The 18,376-nt window shown below is 54.3% G+C and carries 22 protein-coding genes and 1 pseudogene; 9 read left to right on the forward strand and 14 right to left on the reverse strand.

What is annotated here, in order from left to right:
• The first annotated feature begins 37 nt into the window (after positions 1 to 37).
• Entirely contained in the window at positions 38 to 943 is a 906-nt protein-coding gene (locus ATI45_RS10110; protein WP_098419392.1) for an alpha/beta hydrolase family esterase, read from the forward strand.
• 139 nt (positions 944 to 1,082) lie between these two features.
• Here ATI45_RS10110 and ATI45_RS10115 read toward each other — a convergent pair whose 3' ends face one another.
• Entirely contained in the window at positions 1,083 to 1,301 is a 219-nt protein-coding gene (locus tag ATI45_RS10115) for a hypothetical protein (protein WP_098419393.1), read from the reverse strand.
• Positions 1,302 to 1,619: 318 nt separating this feature from the next.
• Here ATI45_RS10115 and ATI45_RS10120 point away from each other — a divergent pair, with 318 nt between their 5' ends.
• Positions 1,620 to 1,796, forward strand: a complete 177-nt coding sequence (locus ATI45_RS10120) for a DUF1328 domain-containing protein (RefSeq protein ID WP_098419394.1) — start codon at positions 1,620 to 1,622, stop codon at positions 1,794 to 1,796.
• Between the two features lie 77 nt (positions 1,797 to 1,873).
• Here ATI45_RS10120 and ATI45_RS10125 read toward each other — a convergent pair whose 3' ends face one another.
• The 3 genes from ATI45_RS10125 to ATI45_RS10135 all read right to left on the reverse strand — a co-directional run bounded on the left by ATI45_RS10125 (position 1,874) and on the right by ATI45_RS10135 (position 4,022).
• Positions 1,874 to 2,749 carry a diacylglycerol/lipid kinase family protein gene (locus tag ATI45_RS10125; protein ID WP_098419395.1) on the reverse strand — a complete coding sequence of 292 codons (876 nt, stop codon included), beginning with the start codon at positions 2,747 to 2,749 and terminating at the stop codon, positions 1,874 to 1,876.
• A 44-nt stretch (positions 2,750 to 2,793) separates the two neighbouring features.
• Positions 2,794 to 3,675, reverse strand: a complete 882-nt coding sequence (gene rarD / locus ATI45_RS10130; protein WP_098419396.1) for an EamA family transporter RarD — start codon at positions 3,673 to 3,675, stop codon at positions 2,794 to 2,796.
• Positions 3,676 to 3,782: 107 nt separating this feature from the next.
• Positions 3,783 to 4,022 carry a TIGR02647 family protein gene (locus tag ATI45_RS10135; protein ID WP_098419397.1) on the reverse strand — a complete coding sequence of 80 codons (240 nt, stop codon included), beginning with the start codon at positions 4,020 to 4,022 and terminating at the stop codon, positions 3,783 to 3,785.
• A gap of 68 nt (positions 4,023 to 4,090) precedes the next feature.
• Here ATI45_RS10135 and ATI45_RS10140 point away from each other — a divergent pair, with 68 nt between their 5' ends.
• Both ATI45_RS10140 and ATI45_RS10145 read left to right on the forward strand, forming a co-directional pair.
• Complete coding sequence (locus tag ATI45_RS10140; protein ID WP_098419398.1) at positions 4,091 to 4,798, forward strand: pseudouridine synthase; 708 nt, start codon at positions 4,091 to 4,093, stop codon at positions 4,796 to 4,798.
• Between the two features lie 36 nt (positions 4,799 to 4,834).
• Positions 4,835 to 5,533, forward strand: a complete 699-nt coding sequence (locus tag ATI45_RS10145) for a lytic transglycosylase domain-containing protein (RefSeq protein WP_098419399.1) — start codon at positions 4,835 to 4,837, stop codon at positions 5,531 to 5,533.
• A gap of 36 nt (positions 5,534 to 5,569) precedes the next feature.
• Here the strand turns inward: ATI45_RS10145 and ATI45_RS10150 are convergent, their stop codons facing one another.
• From ATI45_RS10150 to ATI45_RS10160, 3 genes are all read right to left on the reverse strand, one after another.
• A complete protein-coding gene (locus ATI45_RS10150; RefSeq protein WP_098419400.1) occupies positions 5,570 to 6,199 on the reverse strand; it encodes a LysE family translocator in 630 nt (209 codons plus the stop codon).
• Between the two features lie 57 nt (positions 6,200 to 6,256).
• Positions 6,257 to 7,117 (reverse strand): sulfite exporter TauE/SafE family protein, encoded by an 861-nt coding sequence (locus tag ATI45_RS10155; protein WP_098421713.1) that lies wholly within the window; start codon positions 7,115 to 7,117, stop codon positions 6,257 to 6,259.
• A 118-nt stretch (positions 7,118 to 7,235) separates the two neighbouring features.
• Positions 7,236 to 7,940, reverse strand: a complete 705-nt coding sequence (locus tag ATI45_RS10160; RefSeq protein WP_228735962.1) for a tripartite tricarboxylate transporter permease — start codon at positions 7,938 to 7,940, stop codon at positions 7,236 to 7,238.
• 10 nt (positions 7,941 to 7,950) lie between these two features.
• Here ATI45_RS10160 and ATI45_RS10165 point away from each other — a divergent pair.
• Positions 7,951 to 9,390: pseudogene (locus tag ATI45_RS10165) on the forward strand (ATP-binding protein); the annotation flags it as partial.
• Positions 9,387 to 10,082: a response regulator gene (locus tag ATI45_RS10170; protein ID WP_098419401.1), complete on the forward strand. Its 696-nt coding sequence runs from the start codon at positions 9,387 to 9,389 to the stop codon at positions 10,080 to 10,082. The pseudogene ATI45_RS10165 and the gene ATI45_RS10170, both read left to right, overlap by 4 nt.
• Before the next feature lie 64 nt (positions 10,083 to 10,146).
• Here ATI45_RS10170 and ATI45_RS10175 read toward each other — a convergent pair whose 3' ends face one another.
• The 4 genes from ATI45_RS10175 to yeiP form a co-directional block, all read right to left on the reverse strand.
• Entirely contained in the window at positions 10,147 to 11,739 is a 1,593-nt protein-coding gene (locus ATI45_RS10175; protein ID WP_098419402.1) for a BCCT family transporter, read from the reverse strand.
• Positions 11,740 to 11,820: 81 nt separating this feature from the next.
• Positions 11,821 to 12,132: a GDYXXLXY domain-containing protein gene (locus ATI45_RS22665; RefSeq protein WP_323807667.1), complete on the reverse strand. Its 312-nt coding sequence runs from the start codon at positions 12,130 to 12,132 to the stop codon at positions 11,821 to 11,823.
• An 18-nt stretch (positions 12,133 to 12,150) separates the two neighbouring features.
• The gene (locus ATI45_RS22670) at positions 12,151 to 12,390 is read right to left on the reverse strand and encodes a DUF2157 domain-containing protein (RefSeq protein WP_228706240.1); all 240 of its coding nucleotides are present in this window, start codon (positions 12,388 to 12,390) and stop codon (positions 12,151 to 12,153) included.
• Positions 12,391 to 12,401: 11 nt separating this feature from the next.
• Positions 12,402 to 12,977, reverse strand: a complete 576-nt coding sequence (gene yeiP / locus ATI45_RS10185) for an elongation factor P-like protein YeiP (protein ID WP_098419403.1) — start codon at positions 12,975 to 12,977, stop codon at positions 12,402 to 12,404.
• Between the two features lie 153 nt (positions 12,978 to 13,130).
• Here yeiP and ATI45_RS10195 point away from each other — a divergent pair, with 153 nt between their 5' ends.
• Both ATI45_RS10195 and ATI45_RS10200 read left to right on the forward strand, forming a co-directional pair.
• Entirely contained in the window at positions 13,131 to 13,988 is an 858-nt protein-coding gene (locus tag ATI45_RS10195) for a PA4780 family RIO1-like protein kinase (RefSeq protein WP_098419405.1), read from the forward strand.
• A gap of 212 nt (positions 13,989 to 14,200) precedes the next feature.
• Positions 14,201 to 15,241, forward strand: a complete 1,041-nt coding sequence (locus tag ATI45_RS10200) for an SGNH/GDSL hydrolase family protein (RefSeq protein WP_098419406.1) — start codon at positions 14,201 to 14,203, stop codon at positions 15,239 to 15,241.
• Positions 15,242 to 15,304: 63 nt separating this feature from the next.
• Here the strand turns inward: ATI45_RS10200 and ATI45_RS10205 are convergent, their stop codons facing one another.
• Entirely contained in the window at positions 15,305 to 15,973 is a 669-nt protein-coding gene (locus ATI45_RS10205; protein WP_098419407.1) for an SDR family oxidoreductase, read from the reverse strand.
• Between the two features lie 123 nt (positions 15,974 to 16,096).
• Entirely contained in the window at positions 16,097 to 17,320 is a 1,224-nt protein-coding gene (locus ATI45_RS10210; RefSeq protein ID WP_098419408.1) for a dicarboxylate/amino acid:cation symporter, read from the reverse strand.
• Between the two features lie 356 nt (positions 17,321 to 17,676).
• Between ATI45_RS10210 and ATI45_RS10215 the strand changes: the two genes are divergently transcribed.
• Positions 17,677 to 17,853: a DUF2897 family protein gene (locus tag ATI45_RS10215; RefSeq protein WP_098419409.1), complete on the forward strand. Its 177-nt coding sequence runs from the start codon at positions 17,677 to 17,679 to the stop codon at positions 17,851 to 17,853.
• An 11-nt stretch (positions 17,854 to 17,864) separates the two neighbouring features.
• On the opposite strand, the gene trxC is transcribed toward ATI45_RS10215, so the two are convergent.
• On the reverse strand, positions 17,865 to 18,305 hold the full coding sequence (gene trxC, locus ATI45_RS10220; RefSeq protein WP_416376565.1) for a thioredoxin TrxC: 441 nt from the start codon (positions 18,303 to 18,305) through the stop codon (positions 17,865 to 17,867).
• Between the last annotated feature and the right edge of the window lie 71 nt (positions 18,306 to 18,376).

The following is an 18,376-nucleotide window of genomic DNA, read 5'->3' on the forward strand; positions in this document are numbered from 1 at the left end:
ATATTATTTGTGACACTAAACAGGCGGAAGATGCAACATGTCGAAATCTACAGATAGCCACGAGCGTTTGACTACTTTAGACGAATTCGGAACTGACCCCGGATCGTTACAATCATACACCTATATTCCAAAGAACTTTCCGAAGAACGGGCCGCTCGTCGTGGTACTACACGGCAGCACTCAGTCAGCGGAAAGCTATGATAGCGGATCAGGCTGGTCTGCTCTCGCCGACGAATGCGGGATAGCACTCCTGTTTCCGGAGCAAAGAAAAACCAACAACGCCATTAAAAGCTTCAATTGGTTCAAGTTTGGCGACAGCCACCGCGGCGGCGGCGAACCACTTTCTATTCGTCATATGATCAAGCAAGTCGTTGATGATCACCCCATTGATCCGTCCCGCGTTTTCATCACGGGGATGTCCTCCGGTGGCGCTATGGCAGCTGTGATGCTGGCGACCTATCCAGAGGTGTTCGCCGGGGGCGCGATTATCGCCGGACTACCCTACCGCAGCGCTGTCACCCTGATGGAGGCGCTCGTTCGAATGAGGGGATATGGTGGCCCTTCGGATAGTAAGCTCGACGCGCTTGTGCGCGGAGCCTCCACATTTGAGGGCCCCTGGCCAACGATCTCGGTCTGGCATGGCGGTAGCGATTTGACCGTCGACAACGCCAACGCAGACTCCATCGTCCGGCAGTGGCAGAAGATCCACAAGGTTGAAGGATCACCGACACGTGAGGAAGAGGTCGACGGTTTTCCCCGCCAGGTATGGTGCAATGCTGACGGGCGGGAGGTGATAGAGAAATACATCATTGGGGGAATGGCCCACGGCACGCCGATCATGGCTGGAGGGGACGAGGGTCTCGGGGAAGAAGGAAAATTTATGCTGGAAGTCGGCATTTCCTCGACCCGTCACATTGCGAATTTCTGGGGCCTTACCCAGTAAGGGAACTCTGGCCATTTGTTCTTCCAGCTCATCAAGGTGTCGGTTCTGACGAAAGCCATGATCAGATCTTCTCCAAATATTGTTCGCCTCTTCGAACAACACCTTGCCCGGACCGAGGCCCAAGTGCGACTAAAGCGCACTATGGGCGTCTCGATTTTCGTCCAAACAGATAAAAAACAATCGCGATTACACCCACCATAATCATCACCCAGCTCGCACCACCACCCATACCTGACGGGCCACTTCCCGGACCCAGCAGGATAATGGTGCCAAGCACGATACTGACAACACCCATGATAAACAAAATGATCAGGCTTTTACGGGGCTCATGTTTTACAACTGTTTTTGGGTCTTCCATTTTATCCTCCACATTTCACACACTAGAGTAGCGCGGCTTAAAACACTTTTTCTAGTACCGCATCACTTAAACATAGCTGAGAATACGAGCTCATGACAACAAACAGCTAAAGATTAACTTAAAAAAATTAAGGGTTTCAAAAATAAAAATCACTTTATTAGACGAATTATAAATCGTTAATAAGCATTCAATAAATATGTAAAATCCATATTAAACATTATCTTAACCGTACATTGTCGTTATCTTACACTTTTGCAATTTGAGAAAAATCAGATGTTGTGCGATATTTAAAGCGGATTCAAAGGAAGGAGAAGTAAGATGCTTTATTGGGCTCTCGTATGTCTTGTGATCGCCATTGTGGCGGGTGTGCTCGGTTTTGGCGGTATAGCCGGTACAGCCGCAGGTTTTGCACAAATATTATTTTTCGTATTCATTGTACTGCTGGTGGTCTCCCTGATTGCTAATGCCGTGAGGGGCAAGGGCCCGAAGATGTAGTCTTATCAAAACAGCGTAAAAAAGCCCGCGAAGCGCGAAACTTCGCGGGCTTTTTTTATGTAACGATAACGAAAAGGCTACTCCCCGGTGCTGACAATGCTCGTCCCTATTACGCGCAAACACCCCGCGCGGCATTCAAAACTGACCGGCGTTTCACCAGCCTCATCGCCATCGGCGGTAAAAACCCGCGATGTGCGGGTTTCAATATGGCAGTCACGACCTTGCAAATGGACAATCGTGCTGGTTCGGTTTGATGTTTTTCCGGTAAGGCGAACCATAAAAAACGTCATCAGCAACTGCGGAATCGGTCTTGGTTTCACCAGAATAACGTGCAAAAGGCCATAATCGGCGGCGGTTTCAGGCATCTCGTTACCACCGCCAAAAAACGCACCGCTGCCGACTGCGATAGAAAGCCAGCGCCCCTGAACAACTCCCCCGCCACAGCGCACAGAAGCGTGAAAACCACGTTTGGTACCAAGCCGTCGTAGCAACTCGATACCATAACTGAATCGCCCCAAGAACTTCTTAACCGGCCCCCGAGATTCTGTAGCCGACACGCTACCAAGGCCAATGTGTGCAACGTTCAAAAACAGTTTATTTCCGTATTCAGCGACGTCCACTTGTAAAGTCGTGCCTCGGACAATCAACTGACACAGCTGTTTGGAGTCATCAGGCAGGCCCAGATTACGGGCAAAGTCGTTAGCCGTTCCGGACGGCAATACCGCCAGCGTGGCCTGTTTTTCAAGGCACAATTCGGCACCGCGATTAACCGAACCATCGCCACCGGCCACCATCACCACGTCGTCAGGCTGAACCCGCTTCATCCAGCGCTGATCGCCCAGGTCACAGCATTCCGGGTTGTGGATCCCCGCGCTCTGAAGCATGTTCAACCAGTATTCACGGCCACGTTTGCCGTCACCAGCCTCAGGATTTGCAACCAGCCAGTATGTCATCGGATGTTCCTCAGGGCGCTACCATCGGTGAATCGCGTGCAGGCTCATGCTGCCCTTCGTACCCTGCCCTGCCACGAGGAAATACTGTACACAATCAGCGCCAACCAGATCACCATAAAACTTGTTAACTGAATAGGGCTCAGAGGCTCGTTGAAAACCAACAGGGCGATCACGAACTGCAGCGTCGGGTTTATGTACATCAGAAAGCCCACCGTGGCCAACCTCAGGCGTCGCGCGGCGCCGGCGAACAACAACAGGGGAATGGCCGTTAACACGCCGCTGGCCATCAACAGGCTGCCGGTGGGCAAATCCCGGGTAAAGTTCGAAGCGCCCGATGTGGTCAGCCAGCCAAAGGTCATTAAGCCCAAAGGCAGCAGCAGGAGAGTTTCCACGAATAAACCGGATAAACCGTCTAGCTGGATCTGCTTGCGCAGAAGCCCATATACGCCAAAACTGAATGCCAATACCAGGCTAATCCAGGGTAGCTCGCCCAGCATCAGCAGCTGGAGCGCGATGCCGACGCCTGCGATAGCGACCGCTGCCATCTGCCAGCGCCCCATTTTTTCGCGCAATATCACCATGCCCAAGGCGACATTCACCAGCGGCGTCAGAAAATAACCCAGGCTGGCCTGCAACACGTGGTGGGTTTCAACGGCGTAGATGTACACGCCCCAGTTAAGCGCTATAAGCAACGCGCAGCCCAACACACGCCAGAGTTGTCGCGGGTTGGCAAAAGCGTCTTTCACCGGCTGCCAACGCCTTAATCCGGAAATGACGATGGCCAAAAAAATACAGGACCAGATAATCCGGTGCACCAGAATCTCAAGGGCCGGTACGTCCTGGAACAGCGCAAAAAATAGCGGGAATGAGCCCCAGATAGTGTAGGCGCATATGCCGTACCACACGCCTTTGGTCTGTTCGGGCACTGGGACTCTCCACTGTGCAGCAGGCAATAAAAAAACCCCGGGTTCTGCGCCCGTAGCGCAGCCCGAAGTACAGGGTTTTATAATCAGAGAAATCAGGGATTAACGGACTATTTACTGCTCAGTATCGCAAGCAGCATTTGTGCCTGCTCGATCGCTTCGCTACCCAATGCGGTCAGGTAGCCGCCGTCGTCGCGGGTAATCAGTCCTTTATTGAACAAGCGCTCTGCCGCCGAAACCAGCTCCGGGGCGGCCTCATTGCGATGTACTTTGATACCCTCCTGGGCGGACGACGAATCGAACTGAGTTAAAAGATTCAGCTCGGCCAGGTGTTCTGCAGAGAATGCCATGTAATTTCCTCGTATGATGTCAGATGTCCGGCTTCAGGCCGGTTGTTACAGTCTATACCATGAGCGCTATGAAACTTTCCCGTATTGTCAGCAACCAACCCGATATAAGCCGCAAAAAAGCGAATTGGCTGATTGCCACCGGCCAGGTGCACGTTAACGACCTGATTTGCCGTGTGGCAGACACCGATGTGGACGAATTTGCGGTGGTCAGGGTCAACGGTAAAACCGCACAGCAGGGCCATTGTGCCCATTACATTATGCTGCACAAACCCGCAGGTTATCTTAGCGCGACCGAAGATGATACGCACCCTACGGTTCTACAATTGTTACCTCCCGCTTCGAGCCACGGCCTGCACATTGCCGGCCGGCTGGATCGCGCCACTACCGGCCTGATGATACTGACCAACAACGGCACCTGGTCACGGCAATTAACGCTGCCCGGCATGGGCATTGCTAAGGTTTATCGGGTAACAACCGCCTACCCGATTGGGCCCGATACGCCGCAGCGCTTTGCTGAGGGTATCTGGTTCGAATACGAGCAGCTCACCACAGCTCCCGCAACGCTTGAATTGCTGGCACCAACACTGGCAAGGCTGACTATTTATGAAGGCCGCTATCACCAGGTGAAGCGCATGTTCCACGCCGTAGGCAATCGGGTCATTGCGCTACACCGAGAACAGATTGGCCACTTGCAATTAAACAGCGATTTGGCCGAGGGCAACTTCAGAATGCTGACGGGTTCAGAGATTGAAGGGCTGAATCGGTATTACACTTGAGGAATAACCCATGTTGAAGCGATATACTTTATAGCTATGAAATACGCCCACACGTTTTGCTCTCCGCTTCTCGCACTTTTTCTGGTATTTGCCAGCGGCGCCACCCATGGCGACGCCATTAAGCGCATTGTGCACAGCGATGGCAGCGTGGAGTTCTCCAATGTGAAAAGCGACAGCCCGCTGGCGTCTGATGGCGCAGCCACGGTGTACCGTTATCAAGACAAATACGGCGTGGTGTCCTACAGCGGCGAACGCCCGGCGAACACCAAGTTTTCGGTGATTCGCTTTTACTGCTTCGCCTGCGACCCTTCGTCTACGGTGAATTGGGATACCACGCCGCTGTTTGCATCCCGCTACCATGAACAGATTGCGACGGCTGCCAAAGAGTTCGATGTAGATCCCGCCCTGGTTCGCGCCGTTATTCACGCCGAATCGGCATTCAATCCCAGGGCACTGTCGCCCAAAGGTGCGCAGGGCCTGATGCAGCTAATGCCCGCCACTGCGAACGAACTGGGGGTGGTTAACGCCATGATTGCCGCAGATAATATTCGCGGTGGCGCACACTATCTGGCGCAAATGCTAGCTCGCTTCCGTGGCGACACCAAGCTGGCCACCGCGGCTTATAACGCTGGCCCTGGCGCCGTCAGCCGCCACAATGGCATTCCACCCTACGCCGAAACCCGGGCTTACGTAAAAAAAGTGGGTATTCTGCACCGCCGTTACGCCGCGCTTTAACGCATTTTCCCAAAACCCTGCCGGTTAACGGTCCGTTCAGCCCAAAGCCAACCAAACACCCACAAGTATCATCAGACTGCCCGAAATTCGATTGGCCAGCCTTACTTTATCGCCACTGCGCAGCGCCCTACGCAAGGTGCGCCCGCCATTGGCATAGAGTAGCAAGCACAAAAATTCCATGCTCAAAATAATCAGTATCAGCGCCGTAAGCTGCGGCGCCATTGGCAGCGAGCTGTCTATAAACGGCGGCAGCAATACCACCAGAAACGCCCAGCCTTTGGGATTGGCAATGGCGGTTATAAAACCCTGCATGGCCAACTGCCAGCGAGTGCTGCTGGGCAATATCGCGCCTTCTCCCGGCATCGCCATTTTGCCCCGGGAACGCCACATCTGTACGCCCAGCCATATCAAATAGGCACCGCCCGCGTACTTGGCAACTTCAAACACCGTGGGGTAACCCAGCATAAACGTAGCCACGCCCACAGCCGACGCAATGGCCACAACACCAACGCCCAGCAGTTCGCCGGCCATCATCCATAGCGCCCGGCGCACACCCACCGTAATGCCCAGCGACAACGCCAGGGTCATACACATGCCGGGTGTGATAGACACCACAAAAAAGGTGGGCAAAAACACCGACAACAACGCCAGATTCAGAACCGTCATAACCATCCTTTAAACATTTACAGCGACGCGGCGCTTAAATTTTCCAACATGAATCTTCTATAGCAGCACGCTGACCATGCCCACACTGCTGACGATTAACAGCACAATTCCCAGCAGGCGGAAAAACACCGGCGTTTCGGCTTTCAAAATACGGTCGTGAAAACGTAGACCTATTACATGGCCGATAGCGGCACAAGGCAACAGCCACAGATGGTGAATCAGCTGCAAGTCCAGCCCAACCCAGATAAACGCAGCCAATTTGATCAGCACCAGAATAAACCAGAGACCAAACAAGGTGTCGCGCAGCTTTTCCCGGGGCAGATGCTGGGCCGCCACTGCAATAATCAATGGTGCGCCAATCAGCGACGTGCCACTGATGTAACCACCGGCCATCAGCAAGCCCACATCCACGGCTTTACTGTTGCTGCGAAACGGCCGGTTGAGGATATAAGAGACCGAATAAATCGCAACAATCACAAATATGATGGAACTAAGCACATTCGCTGGCAGCGTAAACAGCCCAAACACGCCAATCAGTTTAGGTACTATCATAATGCGGAGCATACGCCACAGGTACGGCCAATCCACCGTGCTTTCTACCGTATTTTCCAGCGCTATTACGGCGGCATCCGGCCCGAAGCCGGTTAATGTCTGGCCGCTTTTATCACCTTTTTCGCTGTTACTTTGACTTTGAGTTTGACGGAGACTGCGGCGGTTGTTCATCCAAATAGTAAGTGATGAAAACACCAGCAGGTGAACGGCTATGATCGGCAAAAAAACCAGCGGTTCGTCTTGCACCAACAGCAGAAACGGTAACGACAATACAGCCCCACCGAAGCCCAGCCCGGAGCGCACAAAACCGCTCCAAATGAAAATCAGCGCAATCAAACCGTACTGAATTAGGGAAAGATCTGACATAACATCCTGAGCGGTAGGAACAAATTTGTTTGAGTGTAACGGTTTTTCAATAAAAAACACCGGGCAAAACCCGGTGCAACGTGCGTAATCTATCCGCTATGGCGGCTCAGCGGAGCGTTTAATCGCTCACCGGGCCCTCCTTATTAGCGTTGCGCATACGCCGGCGCAGAACTGGCCCAACCAGCGTAGGCAACACCAGGCCCAAACCCGCCACCAGCCACAAACCAATAGCCAAAGGGCTAGACCAGAGTGTCAACCAGTCTCCGTCAGACAATATCAACGCGTGCCCCAGGTTCTTTTCCATTTCTGGCCCCAGCAGCAGGCCTAAAATAATGGGCACCATGGGAATTTCCAGCTTGCGCAAAATAAACCCGCCAACTCCAAACACAATCATGAAATACAGATCAAAGGTGCTGTGGCTGATGGAGTAAATACCCACAAACGCCACCATGGTCACAATCGGCAGCAGGTACATCGGCGGCACCGACAGCAGCCGCACAAACACGCCAATCATCGGAATGTTCAGTATCAGTAGCAATACGTTGCCAATCAACAGCGCAGCGATCACCCCCCACACAATGTCAGCGTTCTGGGTGAACATTAACGGCCCCGGCGTGATATTCAGGGAAATCAGCATAGCCAGCAACACCGCTGTGGTGCCACTGCCCGGCACGCCTAAGGTCAGCATGGGTACCAAAGCGCCCGATGCCGCACCGTTGTTGCCCGCTTCCGGCGCCACTACACCGCGAATGTCACCTTCGCCAAAGCGGCCTTTTTTGCCGATCACCGACTTTTCCAGGGTGTAGCTGATAAAGCTGCCCAAAGACGCACCTGGTATTCAACAACGGAATATTGCCGACCTCAACGCTCTCGCCCGCACTCTGACCAGAACTAACGAAGCCCGCTTTATTGTGATCGGCGACCACAACGCTATTCGCCTCGCGCACCCTTCCCCCGAGCGCATCGGACGCTCCATGGCCGACGACGAAGGTGATTATGGCCGCCGTGCACTGGTGGAGGGCAAGGGCTATGTCGCCCGTGCGCTCGGCAACCTGGGCGAATCCATGCGTGGAAAAGCGCCGGTGTTTGAACCCGACAGCGGCGCTATCATTGGAATCGTGTCGGTGGGCTACAGCGTAAGCCAGGTAGAGGCCACGGTGCAGCGCTACAATTTTGTGCTTTACGGAGTTTTAGGCGTCGTTTTGCTGGTCAGCATTCTGGCCGCGGTAATGATTGCCAGCCGTTTCAAGCGCGCTATTTTTGGCCTCGAACCGGAGGAAATCGCCGGCCTGTTCCAGGAACGCAACGCGACGCTGCAATCGGTGCGAGAAGGCATTATCGCCATTAACCGCGAAGGCATTATTACCACAGTGAATCGTGCAGCTCTGGTCACCCTGGGGCTGGATCCCGACATGCCAGTGGCTGGGCGCCCAATTCACGAGATACTGCCAGAGAGCGGTTTGATGTCCGTTCTGACCACCGGTACGCCAGATTTTGACCGCGAAGTGTGGCTGCGTAACCGCCAAATGGTGGTCAACCGGCTGCCCATGCGCCAAGGCGACGACATAATCGGCGTAGTGGCCAGCTTCCGTTTGCGTAACGAGCTGGATCAAGTCAGCCAGCAGCTCACCCGCATCCAGCAATACGCCGACACGCTGCGCAGCCAAACCCACGAATACTCCAATAAACTGCACACCATCGCCGGGCTGATACAGCTAGGCGCCTACAACGACGCTCTGGGGCTTATTGGCAGCGAAGTCAGCAGCCATCAGGCATTGATTCACTTGCTACTGGAGGCTGTGCCCGACCCCATCATTGCCGGTTGTCTGCTGGGCAAACACAACCGTGCCCGTGAAATGGGCCTGCACCTGGACATAGACCCGGATAGCCAGATGACCGACTTACCGCACAACTTACCGCGGGAACAGCTCGTAAGCGTACTTGGCAACCTGATTGATAACGCCCTGGAAGCCACCCGCCTTCATACGGGTGCCAATGGCCGGGTACAGCTGTCGATGACCGATCTTGGCCAGGAACTGATTTTCGAGGTGGAAGACCAGGGCCCGGGTATAGTCCCGGAGGTGCAGAACCGAATATTTGAAAAAGGTGTTACCAGCAAAACGGGTACCCATCACGGTTTTGGGTTGCATCTGGTGCGCCAGTTTCTGGACAGTTGGGGTGGTTCGGTGACCGTGGAAAATCTGGGTGCCGCTGGCGGTAGCCGCTTTACTTTATACTTACCGAAATCATCCACCGGCAGGAGCCAGCCTTGACCCCCATCCGACTGCTGATAGCTGAAGACGACCGCCAGATTGCGGAAATCCAGCGCCGCTTTATCCAGCGGCTGGAACAGGTGGAACTTTGTGGCATTGCCCACACCCTGGCCGATGCCCGCGAGCAGGCGGACGTATTAAAGCCTGACCTGATACTGCTGGACGTGTATTTCCCCGACGGCAACGGATTAGATTTGCTGCGTGAACTGCGCGCCAGTAATAGCAGCAGCGACGTGATCCTGATTACCGCCGCCAAAGAAGTAGAAACGTTGCGGACCGCCCTGCGCGGTGGCGTGTTTGATTACATCCTGAAACCCTTGGTATTCGAACGCCTGGAAGAGGCCATTAACCGCTTCTGTGACCATGTTGAACGCCTGTCAGCGCTGAAGCATTTAGGTCAGGACGAAGTAGATGCTCTGCTCCCGCGCAACAGCGGTGAAAATGGCCACGACAGCCATCACCGACTGCCCAAAGGCATCGATGTGATTACGCTGGACCGGATTCGTGAGGTTATTGCGGATGGTAAACCTTGGAGTGCAGAAGAAGTAGGCGGCGCCATGGGTGCATCACGCACCACAGCCAGGCGCTACCTGGAATACATGACCGGCACCGGAACCCTGGTGGCCGAAGTTACCTATGGCAGTATTGGCCGGCCGGAAAGACGCTACCGAATGCAGCGCCCACCTGCCTGAGTGCGCCCCGCCTGGCCATAGCTCTTTATAAATAGCGCTTAACGCCAGACGGAACACCCACCTGCTATATCAGCTTCTGCGCTCGCGCCATGGCAAACGCAGCCTGCGGGCCTGTCCACAGCGACGGCAGAATAATCAGCGACACCGGAATTGCGGTTAGCACAATAAACTGCTGCAACACACCAATCTGGCCGGCACCCATGTACAGCAGAATCGCCGCCATGATAGCCATGGCTCCGCCCCAGAAGGCGCGAATGGCGTAGTGGGGTTCATCGTGGCCAGCGCCTACGGTGGCGATGGCGTAGCTCATGGAATCACCGGTGGTGGCGACGAAAATAGTGGTCAACAGCAGCACGGCTGCGGCCATCATTACGCCGCCGGGCAAGTTCTTGGCCACGGTCAGTGTGGCTTGATCAAAGCGGAACGCGTTCAGCGCTTCGGTCAGATCGAACACACCCGTGAGCTGGTAATACACACCCGAACCACCCAGCAGGGTAAACCAGATGGTAGTGGCGATCGGCGCCAGAACCGACACCGCCAGAATAGTCTGGCGAATGGTGCGACCGCGGGAAATACGCGCTACAAAAATCGACATCAGCGGGGTGTAGCCAATAAACCAGGCGAAGAAGAATACCGTCCACCACTTCATCCACCATTCCGGCGCCGTTTCACTGGTCATAGTGGCCATGGCGAAGAACGACGTCAGATACTCGCCCATAGACGCAACATAGGTATTGACTAGAAACAGGGTGGGGCCGAACGCGAAGATCACCGCGCCGATAACCAGTGCCAGAATGACATTGAACCGGCTCAGCAACTGAATACCACGGTGAATCCCACTGACAGCCGATGCCATGTAAACCACGGCCAGCAGGCCAAGAATAATCAATTGGGTGCTGAATTCGTCTGCTATGCCGAACAGCTCATGCAGGCCGAAACTCATCTGTGTGGCCAAAAAGCCAATGGGGCCAACGGTACCGGCAACCACCGCAATGACACACATGGCGTCAACAACACCGCCTAACCAGCTGCTCATAATGCGCTCGCCAAACACCGGATACAGCAAAGTACGCGGCTGTAAAGGTTTGCCCTGAACGTAGTGGGCGTGAGCCAGAACCATAGCGGTTAACGACCCAAGTACGCTCCAGGCCAGGAAGCCCCAGTGCATAAACGCCTGAGCCATAGCCGGCGCAACGGCCTGTGCCGTGCCGGCTTCGGTGTCAAACGCCGGTGGCGTTACCACAAAGTGATACACCGGCTCGCCGGCGGCAAAGAACACACCGCCACCCGCCAGCAGGGTGCATAGAATCATCGATAGCCAGCGGAAGGTGCTGATTTCAGGCTTGTCCATGCCACCCAGGCGGGCGGCACCGGCCCGGCTAACAGCCACACCCATCGCAATGAAGAACGTCAGCAACAGCAACAGCTGGAAAAAGGTGCCCATATACTTGGCGGTCCAGGCGAAGCCTAGATCAATCACGGCTGCAAGACCGTCGGCATCCGTCAGCGACCAGCCGACGAACAGCAGAATGAAGCCAATGGTTAGAACCAGTACAACCGGATCACCAAAGCGGTGGGCACCTGCGGAGACAGCGGGGGAAGAGTCAAAGGCGGTAGAACAGGGGTTATCGGTAGTGCTTGCACTGCTTAAAGACATGTATCGGCCAGTTTCGAAATTTGGCCGACCACCCTACACGCCTGGTTTCGTATTTTCCAGCACGTTCGGGCATTTTCGCTATCAAAGGTCTGTTTTTTCGGGTGGGCCCAGCTGCTTCAAATCGTCGTTATACAAGGCCGCCAGCAAGGGTTCGCCTTGTTCATTCACCCAAAACTGGCCGTACCTGGCGGCCTCGTAGTATTCAGCATCGCCTTCCTGGAAAAAGAACGCGTTGGTGGCAAACTGAACCCACAACAGCTGCCCATAAGCCTCCGTGGAAAAGCGGCCGTTAGGCTGAAAGTACAACGTTAGGGCGAAGTTAACCAAAACGGCCCAAAGCACCCATAGCGGTGCAAATCGGCCAATCAGGGCAAAGGGTGTTAGCAGTAACATCCACACAAAAAACAGCTGCTAGGGGTCTGCACCGGTCTGGTAGGTTTGCCCGAACAGGGCCAGCAATCCGCCCAACAGAAGACCGGTCGAAAGCAGCGCGACCTTGCCAGCCAAGGTTTCGCGCCCAGCCAGCCAGTAACCCGCAAAGGCCAACAGCACAGCGCCTTCGACCAGCGCGAAACGAGCCAGTCGGCCCAGCTCGCCCCAGTTGAAGGCCACAAAAAGCAATACAGAAAAAGCCAGCGCCGCGCCACCCAGGCACGTGCCCGTTACTCCGCGGTTGCGCGCCCCATGAACCTACGTTCTTCAACGTTCACTTTGATGCGGTCGCCGGTAGAAATATGCTCAGGCACTTGAATCACCAGCCCTGTGACCATAGTCGCCGGTTTGGTTCTGGCGGTGGCGGAACCACCTTTCACCGAGGGAGCCGTGTCCATTATTTCAAAATCGACCGTGGGAGGCAGCGCCAGCGCTACGGGTGTATCTTTAATCAACACAACCATCATGCCTTGGGTTTCTTCGGTAACAAACAGCAGTTCTTCAGCAATGGCGTCTTTATTCAACATGTACTGTGTGTAGTCTTCGGTATCCATGAACACATATTCTTCGCCATCGGCGTAAGAAAACGACACAGTACGGCGGGTCAAATCCGCCAGATTCAGCATATCGCCGTCTTTGAAGGTTTCGTCTTTCTTGCTGTTGGTGACCACATCGTACAAACGCATGCGGTAAAGACTGCCGCCGGCACGGCCCTGAGGTACAGACCGCTCGATGTCCTTGACAAAATACACCCGACCTTCAAACTCGACAGCAGAGTTTTTCTTGATTTCACTTGCTCTAGGCATTTTCAAAGCTCCAAAACAGCATGATAAACAAACCGGTGCCAAGCAAATGCCGGCGCGGGTTCAGACCCGGTGATTCTACCGTCAGATGCACTTTGCTGGTAGCTCTCACAGATCAACACAACCAAAACCGATTTGATGTAAGATTGCGGCCCTATGAAAACACCAAAACGATTACAATCCCTTTTAGACGACGGGCTGATAGACAGCGTGCTGTATCAGCTCATGAGCGGCAAAGAAGCACAGGTATATGTGGTGCAGTGTGGCGACCAGGTTCGCTGTGCCAAAGTGTTTAAAGAAGCGTCAAAACGCAGCTTCAAGCAGGCCGTGGAATACCAGGAAGGCCGCAAGGTGCGCAACAGCCGCCGTGCCCGCGCAATGGGTAAAAAAACCCGCTTCGGCCAAAAAGAGCATGAAAATGCTTGGCTGAACGCCGAGGTAGACGCCTTGTACCGCCTTGCGGACGCCGGTGTGCGCGTGCCGCGGCCATCAGGCTTTGTTGACGGTGTACTGCTGATGGAACTGATCAGCGACGCCGACGGCAAAGCTGCACCACGGCTGGGCGATGTTGAACTGACCCGCGAACAGGCGCTGGATTTTCACCAACAGGTAATTGCCGACGTTGTGCGTATGCTCAGCGCCGGGCTGATTCACGGCGACTTGTCGGAGTTCAATGTGCTGCTGGACAACCAGGGGCCGGTTATCATCGACCTGCCCCAGGCCGTGAATGCTTCTGGCAACAACAACGCCGAACGCATGCTGGAGCGCGACGTAGACAATATGCGCCGCTATTTTGGCAAGTACGCGCCGGAGCTGATGAACACCGACTACGGCAAAGAAATATGGGAGCTGTACGAAAGTGGCCGACTGCACCCCACCAGCAAGCTGACCGGATGCTTTATTCACGACACCCACAGTGCGGACCTGGGTGAAGTAATGGCTGTGATTGACGCAGCCAAAGAAGAAGAGCGCGATCGGCTGGAGCGCCAGCAGGCCAACGACGAAGAAGATTAACCCATATCGAAGCAAAGCTGGCGCCGAAACGTCGGCTTTTTTTACACCTGCTCTTGAAGTCTGCTTAAAAACCCCGCAACCCTATTACTAATCGATTGTTTTCTTTCCACTCTCCGTGAAGCGGCTTTACTTTTGCTTGCTTATCTGACGTCACCCAATCCCGGGTCGCGGCGAGCTTTTTTGTTGGCGCCTAATTATAAAAGGTGTGCTTCATGAATAGAAATATCAGAACCGTCCCGCTGTTTAAACGTTTCATTTTTGCCACATCTATCACTCTTACTAGCAGTCTAGCCCTCGCCGGTCCATTGTCGTTTAACGACATTTTTGTGTTTGGCGATAGCTTGTCTGACACCGGGAATAACCGGAGCAAGGTGCCATTTGGCAGTTTCGCCCCTATTGCCAACTTCGTGGGCTATGGTAGCAATGGCCGCTTTTCCAACGGCCCGGTATGGCACGAATACTTGGCTGACGCATTGGGCATACCACGCGCGACCAATTCGGAAAGCGGCGGTAATAACTACGCCTTTGCTGGCGCCGAGATCAATAACGATCGCGGCTTCCTTGGCGCCACTTCCGGCATACTGGTTCAGGAAACACTCTACAACAACGATTTAGCGGGCAGCGCAAACGCAAACGACCTCTACATCACTTGGGCTGGCGGCAATGACATGCGTGGACTGACAGACGCTACCGACCCGATCGCTGCCATTAACGCCCAATTGGACAGTTTTGTCGGGGTTATGAGCCGGTTAGTAGGCAACGGTGTAGGCACGCTTCTGGTGCCCAACCTGCCGGACCTTGGCCTGATTCCGGAGTTTGCCGGCTCAGCTAACAGCGCCGCAGCGACCGCCGCCAGCGAAGCCTGGAATACCGGTTTGGAGCAGCGTCTGATTAGTTTGAGCGCAACCACTTCAGCATCCATATTCTATCTTGATGTCTTCGGTATATTCGGATTTGTTCTGGACGGTACTGCCGTCGCCTCAGGAATTACCAATACCTCCGACCAGTGTCGGTCTGTGTCGGGCTTTTTCGGCCAAAATGAAAACGAATGCGCCAACGCTGACAGTTATCTGTTCTGGGACGAAATACACCCCACCACCGCCGCTCATAAGTTCCTAGGATTAGAAGCCTTTGCGCTGCTGGCTTCAGGCAATTCGGTACGTGCCGTGCCCGAACCAGCGGTGATCTGGCTGATGCTGCTGGGCATTGGCGCTATTGTTGGGCGCCGAGCGACAGCCGCAAAGCCTGTCTGACCTGCAACCAGATTTCAGAGAGTGATCGCAAATGCCCGCCGGTGATACCGCCGGGCATTTTTCTTACCAGGGCAGCAGCTCACCGGTCTGATGCCAGAACGAACCCGTGTTATCCAAATTCAGCTCCTCAATTCGCGCCGTCAGCCCACTGACGGATTCGGCGGTGGTAATCTCCCCTCGCCCTTTGGTCATACCGGTTTGCACAAACCCCGGGTGCAATTGAGCCACCGCAATGCCTTTGGGTTTGAGATCCACCGCGAGAGATTTGCCAAACGCATTCAGTGCCGCCTTAGAAGCCCGGTAGCCATACCTGCCACCTGAATTATTCAAGGTTATTGAGCCCAACTGGCTGGTGATGTTGGCAACTTTTCCGCCAAACGGAATGAACGACATAAGCGCCTCGGTCACTCGCAGTGGCGCGTAAGCGTTTACTTCCATTTGTGCCCGCAGGGAATCAAAGTCGATGCTGCCCAGCTCGTTTTCCTGCAATAAGCCGGCGTTGTTGATCAGAAGATCAATGTGCTCCCCTGCCAATGCATCCGCCAGCCTTGCCACGCTTTCACCTGACGTTACATCCACATGTTCAATTACCCGCGCCGCTGCGGCCTCCAGCTCGTCAGAGGTTTGGCGGCATACGCCAATGACATGGTCGCCAATACGGCTATAGTGCTGCGCCAGCTCCAGGCCAATGCCGCGGTTGGCGCCGGTAATCAAAACAACCCGTTTTTTCATCGTTCATTTCTCCGTAAATGGCGATTGTACGTTTATCTAAAAAAGTAATACGTTTCCCTCAGCCAAAAAAAACGGTGAAGAGGCTTTATCCTCTTCACCGTTTTTTATCAGCCGTCGAGGCCGTCAGGTATCGTGGCGGCTTTCAGAACGGGCAATAACAGACGTACCCACCAGATCACCGGTCACGTTCAGGCCGGTTGCGCCCATACCCACGAGGGCATCAATAGACACCAGCAGGGCCACAGTTTCAATCGGCAGGCCGACCTGTGCAAACACCGTGGCAATCATCACAATACCGGCGCCAGGCACGCCCGCGGTGCCAATGGATGTAAGCGTGCCAATCAGCACAATCTCGGCCATGGTCATCAAGTCCAGCGGAACACCCACCACATTGGCGGCGAATACGGCGGAAATGGCGATGCGAATGGCAGCGCCGTCCATATTAATGGTTGCACCTAACGGCAAGCTGAAACCATATATCCGCTGGGGTATCTTCAGCTTGCGGGCTGCGGTAATGGTCAGCGGCAAGGTGCCAGAACTGCTCTGGGTAGCGAAAGCCGTCGCCATGGGCGTTCTGGCTTCGCGGAAAAATTCACGTACGTTCACACCAAAACCGCGCATTATCACGCAATACACCACCAACTGAACGGCTAGCGCAATGTACAGCACCACCACCATGTCGCCCAAAGCCAGAATAGTTTCCATGCCCTGCTCACCGGCGGTTTTCGCCACGATCGCAAACACCCCGATGGGCACGTATTGCAGCACGCCTGCCATTACCTTCAGGGTCATTTCACTGAGCCCCTCAATCACCTTATAAAGGTGTTCGCCAAGCTCAGCGTGTTGTTCTGACTCCCGCAGTTTTAACAGCGCAATACCGAATACAACGGCGGTGAAAATAATCCCCAGCAGATTCAGTTCGGTAAACGCGGTAAAAATATTATTCGGAATAATGTTCAGCAACACCGCTGCAAAGCCCGGGTTGTCCGGAACTTTTACCGTCGCATTTTCATTCAGAGTCATGCTACTGCCGGGCTCGAGCCAGGTTGCAACAGCCAACCCAACAATAATAGCCAGCGCTGAAGTGGCAATGTAGTACAGCATCAGTTTGCGGCCAACCCGCCCCATACTGCCGATATTGGCCTGGTTGATACCCACCATTAACGTGAACAAAACAATGGGCACGATCAGGAATTTCAGCAAACGCAGCAGCAGCTCACCAAACGGCGCCAACCAGTCGGCCACAGGCTGGCCACCGATCAGCCCAACGGCAATGCCCAACACCAGCGCAATGCTGACGCGCAGAATCAGTGACGAATTGAGGTAGCCATGAAACAAAGCTCTCATCGGCCGACTCCCGATAAAACTGAACAATCGTGTGTCATAAAACCGGTTCCTGATTTTGAATGGCGCCGATTGTGGTGGAAACCAACCGATAGGTAAACTGATGCAACCAGGCATAAGCTAATAGCTTCAGTGCGCTTCTATCTTTGGCCGAGCCGTGGATTTTTACCCACAAAAGCTGTGGATAACCTTGTGAGAAGCCTTAGGACAGCGCCGCAGAACCCTGTAACCATAGGCCCGGGCAGAAGTTGGCGGGAAATTGACCGGTTGATAAGTGATGCCGACCTAACAGCACACTGGCCTGTTTCAGATTGCAGGTCCATTATCAGAGTTATGCCCTCAGTATAAGGACAATTGCTATGCCAATGATCGGTTGGATTATCTTACTTGCCTCACTGGCGCTGATTTTAGGCAGCCTGTTTATGCTGCGTGACACGTCCGGCACCATGAGCCTGTCTGGCGAAAAACTGGAAAAGGTGCGCAAACGCAAAGCCGAGCAGGAAGCTCTCGACAAACAGGATGAACAGAAAGACTGATCTCATTCAGGCTACTTCACCTGAGCGCCCAGCCACTGATCAATCTGAGCCTGATTCATGGCGCCACTCTGACGAGCATGCTCGCGGCCATTGCGAAACAGAATCAGCGTGGGAATACTGCGAATCCCAAACTGCCCCGACGGGCCTGGGTGCTGCTCGGTATTCAGCTTGGCAAAGCGTACTTTACCCTTCCAGTCTTTCGCCGCCAGCGCAAACTGCGGCGCCATAGCCTTGCAGGGGCCGCACCAGCTGGCCCAAAAATCCACCAGCACCGGCAAGTCGCTACGAGCGATGTGAGTGGCGAACGCCTGTTCAGTAAACTCAGGCACGTTATCTGGCCACAACAGCTGCTTGCACGCACCGCAGGTGCCACCCGCTGACAAGCGACTGGCAGGAACCCGATTTACTTTGTTGCAGTTTGGGCAAACGATGTGACGGTTTTCATCCACCATGGAATTACCTCACTTAAGATGCTATTCAAGATATTGCTTAGGATACTGTTCAAGATACTACTCAAAAGCCG

The organism is Marinobacter sp. LV10MA510-1, assembly GCF_002563885.1.
Lineage (GTDB): Bacteria > Pseudomonadota > Gammaproteobacteria > Pseudomonadales > Oleiphilaceae > Marinobacter.

What these genes read in the sequence shown, in the direction of transcription:
- ATI45_RS10200 (WP_098419406.1), top strand. Translation starts at nt 14,201, where the DNA reads ATGAATAGAAATATCAGAACCGTCCCGCTGTTTAAACGTTTCATTTTT.
- ATI45_RS22665 (WP_323807667.1), bottom strand. Translation starts at nt 12,132, where the DNA reads ATGTTACTGCTAACACCCTTTGCCCTGATTGGCCGATTTGCACCGCTA.
- ATI45_RS10145 (WP_098419399.1), top strand. Translation starts at nt 4,835, where the DNA reads ATGAAATACGCCCACACGTTTTGCTCTCCGCTTCTCGCACTTTTTCTG.
- ATI45_RS10120 (WP_098419394.1), top strand. Translation starts at nt 1,620, where the DNA reads ATGCTTTATTGGGCTCTCGTATGTCTTGTGATCGCCATTGTGGCGGGT.
- ATI45_RS10195 (WP_098419405.1), top strand. Translation starts at nt 13,131, where the DNA reads ATGAAAACACCAAAACGATTACAATCCCTTTTAGACGACGGGCTGATA.
- trxC (WP_416376565.1), bottom strand. Translation starts at nt 18,305, where the DNA reads ATGGTGGATGAAAACCGTCACATCGTTTGCCCAAACTGCAACAAAGTA.
- ATI45_RS10115 (WP_098419393.1), bottom strand. Translation starts at nt 1,301, where the DNA reads ATGGAAGACCCAAAAACAGTTGTAAAACATGAGCCCCGTAAAAGCCTG.
- ATI45_RS10150 (WP_098419400.1), bottom strand. Translation starts at nt 6,199, where the DNA reads ATGACGGTTCTGAATCTGGCGTTGTTGTCGGTGTTTTTGCCCACCTTT.
- ATI45_RS10155 (WP_098421713.1), bottom strand. Translation starts at nt 7,117, where the DNA reads ATGTCAGATCTTTCCCTAATTCAGTACGGTTTGATTGCGCTGATTTTC.
- yeiP (WP_098419403.1), bottom strand. Translation starts at nt 12,977, where the DNA reads ATGCCTAGAGCAAGTGAAATCAAGAAAAACTCTGCTGTCGAGTTTGAA.
- ATI45_RS10125 (WP_098419395.1), bottom strand. Translation starts at nt 2,749, where the DNA reads ATGACATACTGGCTGGTTGCAAATCCTGAGGCTGGTGACGGCAAACGT.
- ATI45_RS10135 (WP_098419397.1), bottom strand. Translation starts at nt 4,022, where the DNA reads ATGGCATTCTCTGCAGAACACCTGGCCGAGCTGAATCTTTTAACTCAG.
- ATI45_RS10205 (WP_098419407.1), bottom strand. Translation starts at nt 15,973, where the DNA reads ATGAAAAAACGGGTTGTTTTGATTACCGGCGCCAACCGCGGCATTGGC.
- ATI45_RS10215 (WP_098419409.1), top strand. Translation starts at nt 17,677, where the DNA reads ATGCCAATGATCGGTTGGATTATCTTACTTGCCTCACTGGCGCTGATT.
- ATI45_RS10110 (WP_098419392.1), top strand. Translation starts at nt 38, where the DNA reads ATGTCGAAATCTACAGATAGCCACGAGCGTTTGACTACTTTAGACGAA.
- ATI45_RS10210 (WP_098419408.1), bottom strand. Translation starts at nt 17,320, where the DNA reads ATGAGAGCTTTGTTTCATGGCTACCTCAATTCGTCACTGATTCTGCGC.
- ATI45_RS10140 (WP_098419398.1), top strand. Translation starts at nt 4,091, where the DNA reads ATGAAACTTTCCCGTATTGTCAGCAACCAACCCGATATAAGCCGCAAA.
- ATI45_RS10175 (WP_098419402.1), bottom strand. Translation starts at nt 11,739, where the DNA reads ATGTCTTTAAGCAGTGCAAGCACTACCGATAACCCCTGTTCTACCGCC.